Source organism: Thalassospira sp. GB04J01 (assembly GCF_000751115.1).
Classification (GTDB): domain Bacteria; phylum Pseudomonadota; class Alphaproteobacteria; order Rhodospirillales; family Thalassospiraceae; genus Thalassospira; species Thalassospira lucentensis.
Genome location: NZ_CCDX020000011.1, coordinates 12,536 through 26,420, shown reverse-complemented (window position 1 = coordinate 26,420; position 13,885 = coordinate 12,536). Strand labels below are relative to the sequence as shown.

The following is a 13,885-nucleotide window of genomic DNA, read 5'->3' as shown; positions in this document are numbered from 1 at the left end:
CCGAAATGACAAAGGCCCGCATCGTAATGATGCGGGCCTTTGTGTTTGCGTGTGTGCAGCGTTAACTTGGCGGTAGATAACGCCGCCATGCATGATCCTCGAACGGGTTCAGGATCACATGGCGGGCTTTTTGCCAGCCAACGCCAAACGCCATGACCAGCCCGCCAATGATAAAGCAGACCAGAACAACTGTGACGGATGGGTCAATGGCAACGCCTTCGAAACCCGATTGCAGCAAATAGCCAACATAGATCAGCGCACTGATGATCGGGGACCGGCGATCAACGATCAGTGAAAACAGCATGGCAATGATGATGACGGGCACCATGACCCATGCCGATGCCTCAAAGGCGATGGCAACCGAATGGATGGTCATTGGCGCACCCATGACATAAAGCCAGAACGCGCATTCCGCCCAGCCATTGATCCGATCAGGATCGCGGCTGTCGATATAAACACCAAGGCCGAGTACCAAAAGCCCGGTCACTGTAATCAGGGCATGCTGATAATTTGCAATGTCCGGGCCGATCAATGCGGTCAAGCCGGACCACATCACGCCAAGAATCCCGGCTGCAATCAGGGCAAAGGATACAGGCAACCGATAGCGCAGGAAAAATCCGACCTGAAACGCAAACCCGATCAGCGACACCACCACCAGAACATTGACCGATCGTTTGCCAAATTCAGCGATCTCTTCAAGGGACGATGCCGCATCTGATTGCACGGCAAATGACATATAAAGCGCAACCGCATAAAGCATGATGGTCACGCCAAGCGATATCATGATCGCAATGGAAGGCAGGGACGCCTTAAGCTTACCGGCAATGTATTCTGCCAGCGCGACATAGGCCACAATGGCAAGTAATGGTGCGACCCAGAAGGCCGGGCTTGCGATCAGCATGCCCCACAGAATGAACCAGCCAACACTTAGGGCGACGACACCAAGGGCAATGAAGATATCATTCATGCCGCGAAACAGCGTGAATTTCTCTGTTTCGGCTGCTTGATGTGATTGGGCGGTCAGGAAGCTTTCAAGCTTTGCGAAAGACTCTTCGCTTATGACACCGGCCGAGATGGCATTTCGGATGTCTGCAAGTGTGAATTGACGGTTTTCCACCAATGCTCCGGTTCTTTTTGTTTCGGGGGCTTGTTGACTATGCTTTGATACACGGCAATGCGGTCGGGTTCAATTTTTAGACATAGCCAGCAAAACATGGTCGTCCTGTGGCGCGCAGATAGATTGACAGGCCACGTCGACAGGATTATTAAGTTAGTTAACTTACTTAAGCATTTACAAGGCATCCCGGTTATGGCCGCAAAAATGACCTCCGAGGAAAAACGCCAGAAGCTTGCTCGTGCGGCAATGAATGTGATCTGGCGCGATGGGTATCATGCGGCAACCATTCAATCGGTTGCCAAAGAAGCCGGATTGCCTGCTGGTGGCGTGTTTTACCGGTTTCCGAAAAAACACGATCTGGCACAGGCGGCATTGGAAACCATGGAGGGCGAGTTTGCCCCGCTTTTGGCAAGTATCGCGCCAAACGGAACGGTCGGGGAGCGACTTTCGATTTTCTTTGATTATCTTGATGCGATGACGCCGCGCCGAGTTAGCTACGGTTGCCCGTTGGCAAGACTGATGCTTGACCTTCCCAAGGAGAATGCGTTTGGTCCTGCGCGCGAAATCGGGCAGGGGGTGTTTCAATCGCTTGTAAGCTGGTTGGCAGACCAGTTGATCAAAGGCGGATTAGGGGCGGTTGATGCGGCGGCAGAAGGACAGCGGATTATTGTCCGCTGGCAAGGTGCAATCGTTCTGGCCCATTCGATGAATGACCGTTCCATTCTTGATGACGAGATCAAGGATCTGCGAAAACGAACCCGGCAATTGGTTGGAATTGCTTAGGTCCTGCCCCTAAGTTGCTGGCCGTTGATTTTGGTGCGATGGGATATGCACTTTAAAATTGCCATCATGAAACCAAATTCTGTTGATGGTATTGTTGTCCCCGAACGTCATATAAACAAAGACAGTTTCTGGTTGAAGCAAAGGGACCGACATCATGCAGATAGTGAAAACCGCCATCGCAGGCCTTCTGGTGGGAATGCTAGCGGCCTGCGCCAGCGGGCCAAAGGTCTATATCGATGCCGACCCGGCCGCCGATTTCAGCCGCTATCAAAGCTTTGCCTTTTTTGAAGGGGCAGGAAAATCGGCTGAGGAAAAATACACAACCCTGTCAGGTCAGCGGATTGAGGATGCCATCAGCACGGCACTTGAAGCACGCGGATACCGCGTTGACATCAACAACCCTGATTTTCTTGTGAACTTCCACCTCAAGACCGAGGAAAAAACCCAAACCTCGCCGCCGGTCTATATGGGCGGATATTATGGGTATCGCGGCGGCATGTATGTCGGCTGGCCGGGCTATACGGAGCCGGGATACACCAGCACCTATACCGAGGGCACGCTCAGCATTGATTTCGTGGATCGCCGTACCAACCAGATGATCTGGGAAGGGACGTCTGTTGGGCGTGTGACCAGCTCAATACGTGATGCACCCAATGAAGCCGTGCGCACGGCAGTGGCCTCGATCTTTGCCAAATACCCCTATGTCGCAGGCAGCAGCGTGCCGGTTGCGCCGACGCAGTAAAAGACGACAGGCCTGTATAGGGCATGAAAAAAACGGGTCGGAATTTCCGGCCCGTTTTGTATTTGTATGGACGCGATGGGCGCAGTCTGTGGGTTAGTCGGTGCTGGCCGCCGTGAACGCCATATAAAGGTCCTGCGCGCGGCGCGTGATTGGGCCGGGTTGCAGGGGGCGTTCATCGAGTTTCACACACGGGGCGACCTTGTAATAATTGCCGGTACCAAAGATTTCGTCGGCGGTTTCAAGCTCGCTGTACGCACAGGTTTTCTCAACCACTTCGACACCATCTTTGCGCAGAAGGGTGATGACGCGCTGACGAGTCAGGCCGTTGAGGAACGTGCCGTTGATCGCCGGGGTATAAACAACATTATCCTTGGCAAAGAACAGGTTGGCGTAGGAAAATTCGGCAACATTGCCAATCGGGTCCAGCATGACACCGGTGTCAAAGCCGTCATTGTTGGCTTCGGTCACAGCGCGCCCGACATTGGGATACAGACAGGCTGCCTTGGCCTCGGTCGGGGCACTTTCGGGCGATGGACGGCGGAAACTTGATTTGCGCGCACTAAAGCCGGTTTGCACGGCGGCGGGCATTTCAGTCACCGAAATGCATAAAACAAATTGTGCGCTTTCGGGGATCGGGGCGAGGAACCCTTCGCCGCCATAGACAATCGGTTTGATATAAAGGGCCAGTTCCGGATCGAATTTTTTGACCCCTTCCTTGACCAGTGCGACAATTTCGTCGGTGGTGATGGCGGGCTTTAAGCCCATCAGGTTGGCCGACCGGATGACACGGGCACAATGGGGGTGAAGATCGGGCATTTTGCCGTTCATGCGGCGTGCACCGTCAAACACGGTCGAGGCCATCCACACACCGTGGGTTTGCGGGCCCATGATGTTGGGGTTGCCTTCGTGCCATTCACCCTTGAACCAGGTCCAGGTGGTAACGGTGCTGTCGGTGGCGGCGTGGCCCATGATGTACTCCTGATGGTCTTTGGGATTGCCAAGGCGGGCCTTGGTTTTTCGGTGTTGTGGCTGTTGTCGTGTCTGTGGGGCAGTCTGTTATGTGGGCATCAGAATAGGATTTTTGCCCAAGGCGGGTCAAAGAAAAATGACAGTAAGCGCGACCTATATATTCGATATGACAGTTTTATAAAGTTGTCGAAACGTGCACACGTGTGCGTTGGCGGCTGCGCTGGGCTATGGTATGTGTCTCTAGTCAATCGGTGTGTCGTAAGGAACTTGCCCGTATGAGCGGTGATCGCCAGAAACCCGGTAACGAGGTGAAAAAGAAGGCGCATCAAGTGGTGACGTCTGCTGATGTTGCGCGTGAAGCGGGGGTGTCGCGGTCAACCGTGTCGCGTTGCATGGCGGATGATGAGCGCATTTCCGAGGCGACCCGAAAACGCGTTCAGGAAACGGCCGCCCAACTTGGCTATCACGTCAACAAGATCGCCAGTTCAATGAATCGGCGTAAAAGTGACTTGATCGGGCTGGTAACATCCGGGCTGACTGACCCGTTTCGCATTGAGTTTCTTGATTGCCTGATCAGCCAGATTCAGCAATCGGGATATCGCCCCTTGGTGATTGATGTCTCTGACCCGGACCAGATGGGGATATCAATGCTTAATCTACTGCAATATCAGGTGGCGGGGGTTGTTGTAACGTCGGGAAGCCCATCCCCGGAAGTGGGGACTCATTACCTGAAACGAAATGTTCCGGTTGTTCTTGTCAATCGGGCAGGGCGTCTGGAGGGAGCCGATGTTATTAACTGCGATAACGTGCACGGGGGCGAACTGGCCGCAGACATGTTGCTGAAAAGTGGTAAAAAGCGCCTTGGTTTTCTGAACGTGCGGGGCGGTACCTATAGCGGCAATGTGCGCGGGGAGGCATTTGTTTCACGGATTGCACCGCGTCTTGCGGACGGCGAGATCAGTTTTACATCGCTTGTGTGTGACAGTGCGGATTATGACGGTGGATTTCACGCGGGCCTCAAATATCTGGCGGGTGGGGAAAGCACACCTGACGCGATTTTTTGTGCCAAGGACCATATTGCCCTTGGTCTCATGGATGCGGCCCGGTTTGAGCTGGGGCTGAAAGTTCCGGGTGATCTTGCCATCATTGGATTTGATGATATTGCCGCGGCCCGTCAGGGTGCCTATCAACTTACCACAGTGCGCCAGCGGGCAGACCAACTGGCCGAGATGACAGTGGAGCGGTTGCGCCGTCGCATCGGGGGGGATGAGCTTGGCGATGAACGGCTTGTTTTACCGGTTGAATTTATCCGCCGGCAGACTGTCTGATCCCTGACGCCATCCTGTAAAGATTGGGACTCGTGAAGAACCGGACTTTTCATGCGCACGTGTGCACATGATTCGGCGCATTTTGTGCCATAATGCAGGCGATCCCATTCGGCCTTCTGATGTCGCATTCTATGATTAAATCGATGTAAAACAGTATGTTGAGCTTCGCCGGTAGAATGGAAATTCCAAAGAATAGAATTTTTTTGTTATTTTTGAAGTTCTGTGATTAAATCCTCGCAGCACGTGATCCGCACCCTGATTGTGCACACGTGTGCATTCAACGAAATGCAAACGGGAGGAAACCCAAATGACGTTTAAAAATACTCTTTATGCTGGTGCTGCTTTTGTCGGACTGGTTGTTGCCGCTGTCGGACCTGCCAATGCGGCGGGCCGTCTTAGTGTCATCTGCTCGGCCGATAACGAATGGTGCGAGATGATGGAAACTGCCTTCGAGCTTGAGCATGACATTGATGTTTCGATGGTGCGCAAAAGTTCAGGTGAGGCCTATGCGCAGGTGCGTGCCGAAGCCAGCAATCCGAAACTTGATATCTGGTGGGGTGGTACGGGTGATCCGCACTTACAAGCCGCAGCAGAAGGCCTGACCGAAGAATATACATCGCCGCAACTTGGCGATCTGCAGGACTGGGCCGTGCGTCAGGCCAAGAATGCCGATAACAAGACGGTCGGTATTTATGCCGGTGCGCTCGGCATTGGCTATAATAACGATCTGCTTGCCAAAAAGGGCCTTCCTGCGCCGAAATGCTGGAAAGATCTGGCTGATCCAGCCTATAAGGGCGAAGTTCAGATTGCCAATCCAAGCTCGTCTGGTACGTCCTACACGACGCTTGCCACACTTGTGCAGTTGTTTGGCGAAGAAGAAGCTTTCGCGTTTCTCAAAGAGATGCACAAGAACGTAAATCAGTACACCAAATCGGGTTCTGCCCCGATCAAGGCGGCTGCAGTTGGCGAAACCACGATTGGCATCACCTTCATGCATGACATGATTGCCCAGATCAAACAGGGTGCCGATTTGACCGTGGTGTCCCCGTGCGAAGGTACCGGGTACGAAGTGGGCTCGATGAGCATCATCAAGGGTGCACGTAACCTTGAAAATGCAAAAATCTGGGCCGAGTTTGCCCTTTCTGCAAAAACACAGTCGATTGCCGAGGACGCGCATAGCTATCAGGTCCCGTCAAACAAGGAAGCCCGCATTCCTGATGGGGCACCGCGCTTGGATGAGTTGAAACTCATTGATTATGACTTTGCCAAATACGGTGATGCGGAAGTCCGCCGTCATCTGCTGTCACGTTGGGATGATGAAGTGAAAAACGCGCCGCAATAATCGGCCTTTTTCCTTTTTCCGGACATCAGTGCAGTTCCGCCAACCCATCTTTGGGCGGAACTGCCGACCTTGACATTCTGCACGCGGGAGAATTTTGGTGAACCGAATGCTTTGGATCTGGCTGGCCATCGGCTGGATTGGATTTGTCATATTTCCCTGGTATCAGCAGGAATACGGCTTCTGGACGTTGGAATGGCTGTTTGATGGCTATCCGACCTACGTCGATTATGCGCCTGCGATCCTTCAGGCCACCTTGCTTGAAAAATACTGGTTGTTGCCGGTCGGGCTTTTCCTGTTGGGGCCTTTGTTGCTGGCGCGGCAAGGACGCGCGCATCCGAAATACGCACAGATATTGATCATCAGTGGCCTTGGCGGGCTGATCTGGATGGTGGGGCAGGGCTTTGCCATCGGGATTTCCGGGTGGAGTTACGGCTGGCTTGAAAGCCTGTTTGGTCCGCTTGATATGCGTCAGTACGGATTGGGCTATGGCGCCCTTCTGATGGCGGCCAGCTATCTGATCATATTGTGTACGGGGCTTGCTGCTGCTGGTGCCATGCGCGGCGATGTCTTTGTGACCTCCGCAATTGGGACAGTCGTTGCGCTTGTCGCCTTGTTTGTCTTCTTCCCGGTCGCACGTATTCTAGGCAGTGCCTTTGTGGATATTGACGGGGCTGTTTCCGGGGCTGCCTTTGCGCGCAATTTCTTTGACGACAGCGTCTGGGGGTTGGGTTGCCTTGCGGGTGGGGCCTGCGGGGTGGCGTGGAATACCGCATTTCTTGCGATCCTGACGGCGGTCTCAACCACTTTGCTGGGGCTTGCCTTTGCGCTGGTCGTGACGCGCACAGGGTTTCGATACAAGAAATCGCTGCGTGTTCTGACGGTTCTTCCGATTATTACGCCGCCATTCGTTATTGGTTTGGCACTGATCCTTCTTTTTGGCAGATCGGGCGCTGCGACGCAGTTCGTCTCTGATCTGCTCGGGGTGGAGGCAGGGCGTTGGCTTTACGGCCTCCCTGGTATCTGGCTGGCTCAGACCCTGTCCTTCACCCCGATTTCTTTTTTGGTGCTGATCGGTGTTGTCGAAGGTGTCAGCCCGTCGATGGAGGAAGCCTCCCAGACGCTACGTGCCGGGCGCTGGAAAACCTTTGTTATGGTGTCTTTGCCCCTGATGCGTCCGGGGTTGGCCAATGCGTTTTTGCTAGCCTTTATTGAAAGCATGGCCGATTTCGGCAATCCGATGGTTTTGGGGGGCAATTATGAAGTCCTTTCAACCGAAATATTCTTTGCGATTGTCGGGGCCCAAAATGATGCCGGGCGGGCGGCTGTTCTTGCACTGGTTCTGTTGTTCTTTACCCTGTCGGCATTTGCCGCACAGCGTTTCTGGCTGGGCCGGAAATCCTATGCGACGGTTTCGGGTAAGGCAGAAAGCGGGGCACATATTGGCCTGAACCCGGCGTTGCGCCGTTTGGTTTATTGCACGGCGGTGCCGTGGGGGATCTTTACGGTTGCTGTGTATGGCATGATTTTCTATGGCAGCTTTGTGACGCGCTGGGGCTTTGATAATACGCTGACCCTGGACAATTATGTTGACGCGTTTGGCATTGGCTGGAGCGAGCATGGCATCGTTTGGACCGGGGCCGCATGGGACAGTTTCTGGACGACGTTGAACATCTCGGCGATTTCTGCGCCATTGACGGCGGCCGTGGGGCTGACGACGGCTTATCTTCTGGTGCGTCAGAACTTTCGTGGCAAAAGCGCCTTTGAATTTGGCACGATGTTAAGTTTTGCCATTCCCGGAACCGTGATTGGTGTCAGCTATATTCTGGCATTTAACGTGCCACCGTTTGAATTGACCGGAACCGGGGTGATCCTTGTGATCTGCTTTATCTTCCGCAATATGCCGGTGGGGGTGCGCGGTGGGATTGCCGCAATGAGCCAGCTTGACCGCAGCCTTGATGAAGCATCACTCACACTGGGGGCAAACAGTTTCACCACGTTCCGCCGTGTGATCCTTCCGCTGTTGCGCCCCGCGATTGTTGCCGCCCTTGTCTATAGTTTCGTGCGCGCAATTACGTCTGTGAGTGCGGTGATCTTCCTGGTAAGTGCCGACCACAATATGGCGACATCCTATATTATCGGTCTTGTGGAAAACGGGCGGTACGGCGTGGCAATTGCCTATTGCTGTGTCCTGATCGTTGTGATGTTGGCGGCCATCCTTGCAGTGCAAGGGGCCATCGGCAAACGCAAACTGCGCCGTGAAGATCGCATTGCACCAGACCGTCTTACACCAGACCGCGTTAGCCCTGCTGGCGAAAATCTGAAAGAGAAGCATTCATGAAAATCAAAACACGCGCAGGTTCGGTCGTGTTCGAAAATGTCACCAAGACTTATGGTCTGGGGGCGGTGACCGCGATCGACAATGTATCCTTCACGATCAATCCCGGCGAACTGGTGACTTTGTTGGGGCCAAGTGGCTGTGGCAAAACCACAACGCTTCGCATGATTGCCGGTCTTGAACATGCAACAAAGGGCAAAATCCTGATTGGTGGCAAGGATGTCACCCAACTTCCTGCAACAGACCGTGATGTCAGCATGGTGTTTCAGTCCTATGCACTGTTCCCGCATATGACCGTCCTTGAAAATGTGGCGTACGGTTTGACGGTGACTGGCGTTGCCAAGGCCGAAGCCCATGAAAAGGCCGAGGAGGGCCTCGATCTTGTCGGGTTGGCCGGTTATGGCCGGCGGCTGCCGTCCGAACTTTCAGGCGGGCAACAGCAACGTGTTGCTGTTGCGCGTGCGCTGGTGCTTGAACCCGAAGTCCTGCTGCTGGATGAGCCACTGTCGAACCTTGATGCCAAGCTGCGCCGACAGGTGCGAACCGAAATCCGTGAGCTTCAGCAAAAACTTGGCCTGACGGCGGTCTATGTTACCCATGATCAGGAGGAGGCCCTTGCGGTATCGGACCATATTATTGTGATGAACCGCGCGGTAATTGCGCAACAAGGCACCCCGCGCGAACTCTATGAACAACCTGCGTCCGGCTTTATTGCCGACTTTATCGGGGATGCCAATTTGGTCGGGGCTGAACTGGTTGAGGTTGAGGGCGACATGGCCCATATCGAGATTGGCGGGCTGCGACAGACCTTGCCACATCGGGGCTTGGGCATTGGGCCGGTGAATGTTGCTGTGCGTCCTGACGCGATTGAGCTTTCTGCGGTGAATGGGGAAAGCGGGCAATCATCGCTAAAAGGTCACATTACCCATGCAGCATATCTTGGTAATCAGATGCAATACTCCGTGACGTCGGACATCGGTGACCTGTTTGTCATCGATCCGCACATTGATGCACCGATTGCCACTGGGGATGAAGTTCGTATCGGCTTTTCAGGGCGTGGCCTTGCGGTGGTTCCCACCGATGAATGATCAACAATAGAACAAACAGGCAGGGATAAAGTGAACAAAACAGCATCCAGAATTGACGTTGAATCGCGGCTTGAACATGCCCGGGATGTCATCCGTGCGGCGGGTAAACGCGCCATGGACTACTACGACGGAACGGCCGGTGATCTTGAGATAGAGGTCAAGGCCAACGCGCTTGATATGGTCAGCATTGCCGATAAAAATGTCGAGGCGATTATCCGAGACCGCATCGCCGATGCCTTCCCCGAGGATGGGTTCCTTGGTGAGGAAATGGGCATTGAGCAGGGTGAAAATGACTGTCTTTGGGTGATTGATCCGATTGATGGCACGGCGTGCTTTGTCAGTCAGATGCCGACCTGGTGCATTTCGGTGGCCTTGATGGTCGGCAATGAGGTGGTTTTGGGCCTGATTTACCATCCTTGCGGCGATGAGCTGTTTACCGCGATGAAAGGCGAGGGCGCGTATGTGAACGGCGAGCCGGTCGAAGCAAGCAAGGTCACCAAGGTCAGCGATGGCTTGTTGGGGCTGGGCCTATCGCATCGCACCAAAAGCGATGTAATCGTGCCGGTGATGACGCAACTTCTTGACCGCGAAGGCATGTTTATCCGCAACGGGTCGTGTGCGTTGATGATGGCTTATGCGTCTGCGGGGCGGTTGATTGGTTATTACGAGCCGCACATCAATCCGTGGGACTGCATGGCGGGGATTATCCTGATGACCGAAGCGGGCGGCTGGACCAATGATTTCCTGGGCATTGCCAATGTTCTGGAAGAAGGCGGACCGATCCTTGCGGCCGGGGCCAATGTTGCCGATGAACTGGCCGAGATAACCGGGGTCAAACGCTAACGCAACGGGCCTAAGGTGCGATCATTGATGGATGCACGCAACGATCAAAAAGGTGGGCTATTCGCCCGCCTTTTTCTGTAGTGCGCGCCGTTCTTCAAGCATCCGGTGTTCAAGGCGGGAAAGCTCGCTATTGATGGTTTTGATGTCGAGCGGTTTGGTGCAATGGGCATCAAACCCGGCTTCGCGGAAGACCGCGAGATTGTCATTTGAAATATCCGCCGTCAGGGCCAAAACAGGGATGGTGGCCTTGACCGGGTCTTCAAACTGACGAACAAAACGGGTGGCCTCGATGCCGTCAAGGACGGGCATATGCACATCCATCAACACTGCGTCGAAATCTTCGGCGGCAAGAATATCAAGGGCAATCTGTCCGTCGGCGGCGGTGGTAACTGTGTGGCCCTGTAGTTCAAGCAGTTTCTGCGCAAGGATACGGTTGATTTCGATGTCTTCCACCAGAAGAAGGTTCCAGCCCCGCGCGCGCGGTTCTTCGGCGAACGCGTTTTCGACATTTTGGGCATCGGTATTTTCAGATGCCGCACCTTCGGTGCTGCGTGGCAGTGTCAGGTCAAACCAGAATGTGCTGCCGTCGCCCTCCTTGCTTTCGACGGTGATCGCACCGCCCATCGCCTGAATGATCTTCTGACAGATCGCAAGGCCTAGACCGGTCCCGCCATAGCGCCGCGTTGTCGATGTGTCGGCCTGGGCAAAGGCTTCGAAAATAGAATCGAGTTTGTTTTGCGCGATGCCAATACCATCATCGCGCACCGCAATGCGCATCGACAATGTGTCATCGGTGACCGTCAAGGGAGAGACATCAATAGTGATGTTGCCAAACTTGGTGAATTTCACCGCATTGGACACAAAGTTGGTCAGCACCTGTTTAAGGCGTACCGGATCGCCAACCACCCAGCGCGGCATATCGGTGGCAACATTCAGATGCAGTTTGTTTTTCTGCGCGCGTGCTGGGACCAGCATCATTGACGATACTTCCTCGCAGACCCGGTGCAGATCAAACGGCACTTCTTCAAGTATGAGTTTCCCGGCTTCGATCTTGGAAATATCAAGAATATCGCCAATCAGAGACAACACATGACGGCCGGCACCGCGGATCGTCGACAGATATCCGCGCAGGGTTTCCTGTGCCGGATCATTGCCAAGGCTATCGGATGCCAACTGCGTATAGCCAAGGATCGAAGTCATCGGGGATCGGAATTCGTGGCTCATATGGGCAATGAATTCCGATTTTGCCTTATCGGCCTGCTGTGCCTGGTTCATGGCACTTTCAGCTTCTTCGCGCGCGTCTTCAAGTTCCCGGGTGCGCAGCGAAACCAGATCGACAATCTGGCGTTCTGTTCGGGTCAAAGATCGCAAGTAGATCATCAGAAGGATGGATACTGTCGCGCCAAAAATAAAGATGGCCCACGGTTGCCAGTACAGAAGCCCGGCATAATGTGCATTTTCCTGATGCAGGTCGATGGTCCAGTCACGATAGCCAAATGTGAAGTTCGAGATGTTCGGATTGAACTGAATGGCGCGTTCATCGGCAAGGTGTTTCACCGTGTAGTCGGCCTTGCGGTTTGAATAGATAACCTGTTTGCCATCATCTGCATCAAAATCAGCCAGATGCAGTTCGTAGTTTGATGGCAAACGCGCAACCCGTGCCGCCCGGGTAATCATATTGGTCAGGCGCAATACACCAATCGCAACACCAAGGGGCGGCCCGCCTTTGTCACGCCGGTTCTGCACGCCAAGCAAGGCCAGAGACGTGACAACGGCCGAATCTGATCGAAACAGGTCAAGCGGTTCGGTCAAGGTGATGTTGCCGGTACGCAAGGTGGTTTCAAGTGCGCGTTTGCGGACCGGATCACTGGCAAGATCAAAGCCGATTGCCTGTTCATTTCCAGATCGTGGAAAGACATAGAAAATTGGAAAATACCCGTCATCGCGCAAGGGTGAACGGGTGAGTTTTCCGTCTTGAAGGTGGCGGATTTCGAAATCTGCGACGCCGCGCAGATGGGCGTTTTCTTCGACCAGATTACGCGCACGCCCTTCGACAAAGGGCGCCCATTCAAGGGCCGAAATGCCGGGCCGCCGGCTTACCCATGGGGCAATCATGGCATCAAAGGTATTAAACGATACGTTGCCATGAACATCAAAAAGGGTGCGCACAGCCACCAGAGAGTCGGTCGCACGCCCCAGTTCTTCGCGCAGGGATGCTTCAAACGCACGGCGATATTGTTCGGTTTGCGCACTGTCGGCCTCGCTAAGCTGGACATAGGTGTACCAACCAGCAACGGCGGATATGCCAAACCCGAGAACAGCAACGATGACAGCCAAATTACGGCGCAGACGGTGAATATCATGCGATATTTTGCCATCCCGTGCGCGAGTTGTGACCGACGCCATTTTCTCAAGCCCCACCGCCAGCAAAATGGTCACGAATGTGACGGCAATGATGTAGTTGTATGTTTCACCAGGGCCGGTATTGAAGTTCTGGCTGACAAAGCCACCGGTGCCAAAGGACGTAAAGACAATGATGTTGATCATGATCAGGGCATTGATCAACGTGGCGCCGAGCAGGCCGAACCGAACAGCCGCCCAGATGACAAAGGGCAGGGAGACAAAAATAAACAGGAATTCCGGCCGCGACATGATCGGCGTGATCTGGATGATCGAACTGACGATCACGGCGGCACATGAAATGAAGGCCAGCTCAAGATAATAGCCAAGATGGCGGTTTTTCCATGGCTGGTTGAAAAGACGCAGGATCAGTGGGGTGCCAACCAGTGTTCCAACCGTGCCTGAAAGCACCCAGCCTTCCCAGACGGTGCGAAGGTTTTGCACATCCGTAACGTCAGTGATCAGCGCAACGCCACTTCCGACAGTCGCCGATATCAAAGGTGCCCCCAGCGCACCGATGAGCAGGAACATAATCAGGCCGCGTAACGATGACAGCGGGCTTGTGCCACAAAGTCGGGTGATAAGGGCGGCGGGGATGGCTGTCGAAACAGTCGTGCTTGTCGCAAATAATATCGCAGTAAAAAGGGAGAAATCGCTTGCTAGGGTGAGCAGCATAGACCCGCAAAATACCGCAGGAGCATAGCGCCAGCCCCATATGATCAGGGACGCAAGGGCAATGCCCGTCGGCAACCAGATCAACCATTGGGTTGTATCATGATACGGAAGAAGGAAAGCTGCTTTCCCGGCAAGGAAATACGCGATGGCAATCGCCAGAAAGCGAATTATGTGGTGGCGTTGCACGGGCAAATAGCGTCCTTTCCCGGTATCAGGGTTCAGACCCTAATGTAGGGGGCGGCACGGCGTTTTTGAATAATGTA

At 54.1% G+C, this 13,885-nt stretch carries 10 protein-coding genes; 7 read left to right on the top strand and 3 right to left on the bottom strand.

Annotation, left to right across the window (positions count from 1 at the left end; genetic code table 11):
• Nucleotides 1–61: 61 nt before the first annotated feature.
• Nucleotides 62–1,117 carry a hypothetical protein gene (locus tag AMM48_RS10975; RefSeq protein WP_102784068.1) on the bottom strand — a complete coding sequence of 352 codons (1,056 nt, stop codon included), beginning with the start codon at nt 1,115–1,117 and terminating at the stop codon, nt 62–64.
• 192 nt (nt 1,118–1,309) lie between these two features.
• On the opposite strand from AMM48_RS10975, the gene AMM48_RS10970 reads away from it, so the two are divergent.
• Nucleotides 1,310–1,900, top strand: coding sequence for a TetR/AcrR family transcriptional regulator (locus AMM48_RS10970; RefSeq protein WP_158246459.1), 591 nt, complete (start codon nt 1,310–1,312; stop codon nt 1,898–1,900).
• 154 nt (nt 1,901–2,054) lie between these two features.
• Nucleotides 2,055–2,642 carry a DUF4136 domain-containing protein gene (locus tag AMM48_RS10965; RefSeq protein WP_102784066.1) on the top strand — a complete coding sequence of 196 codons (588 nt, stop codon included), beginning with the start codon at nt 2,055–2,057 and terminating at the stop codon, nt 2,640–2,642.
• A gap of 93 nt (nt 2,643–2,735) precedes the next feature.
• On the opposite strand, the gene AMM48_RS10960 is transcribed toward AMM48_RS10965, so the two are convergent.
• On the bottom strand, nt 2,736–3,611 hold the full coding sequence (locus tag AMM48_RS10960; RefSeq protein WP_102784065.1) for a branched-chain amino acid aminotransferase: 876 nt from the start codon (nt 3,609–3,611) through the stop codon (nt 2,736–2,738).
• Between the two features lie 275 nt (nt 3,612–3,886).
• Between AMM48_RS10960 and AMM48_RS10955 the strand changes: the two genes are divergently transcribed.
• From AMM48_RS10955 to AMM48_RS10935, 5 genes are all read left to right on the top strand, one after another.
• Nucleotides 3,887–4,939: a LacI family DNA-binding transcriptional regulator gene (locus tag AMM48_RS10955; RefSeq protein WP_158246458.1), complete on the top strand. Its 1,053-nt coding sequence runs from the start codon at nt 3,887–3,889 to the stop codon at nt 4,937–4,939.
• A gap of 307 nt (nt 4,940–5,246) precedes the next feature.
• Nucleotides 5,247–6,281: an ABC transporter substrate-binding protein gene (locus AMM48_RS10950; protein ID WP_102784063.1), complete on the top strand. Its 1,035-nt coding sequence runs from the start codon at nt 5,247–5,249 to the stop codon at nt 6,279–6,281.
• A gap of 106 nt (nt 6,282–6,387) precedes the next feature.
• Nucleotides 6,388–8,619 (top strand): iron ABC transporter permease, encoded by a 2,232-nt coding sequence (locus AMM48_RS10945; RefSeq protein WP_102784062.1) that lies wholly within the window; start codon nt 6,388–6,390, stop codon nt 8,617–8,619.
• On the top strand, nt 8,616–9,704 hold the full coding sequence (locus AMM48_RS10940; protein WP_102784061.1) for an ABC transporter ATP-binding protein: 1,089 nt from the start codon (nt 8,616–8,618) through the stop codon (nt 9,702–9,704). Before AMM48_RS10945 ends, AMM48_RS10940 begins: the two co-directional genes overlap by 4 nt.
• 30 nt (nt 9,705–9,734) lie before the next feature.
• On the top strand, nt 9,735–10,547 hold the full coding sequence (locus AMM48_RS10935; protein ID WP_102784060.1) for an inositol monophosphatase: 813 nt from the start codon (nt 9,735–9,737) through the stop codon (nt 10,545–10,547).
• 57 nt (nt 10,548–10,604) lie between these two features.
• Here AMM48_RS10935 and AMM48_RS10930 read toward each other — a convergent pair whose 3' ends face one another.
• Nucleotides 10,605–13,808, bottom strand: a complete 3,204-nt coding sequence (locus AMM48_RS10930) for an ATP-binding protein (protein WP_244271196.1) — start codon at nt 13,806–13,808, stop codon at nt 10,605–10,607.
• Nucleotides 13,809–13,885: the final 77 nt, after the last annotated feature.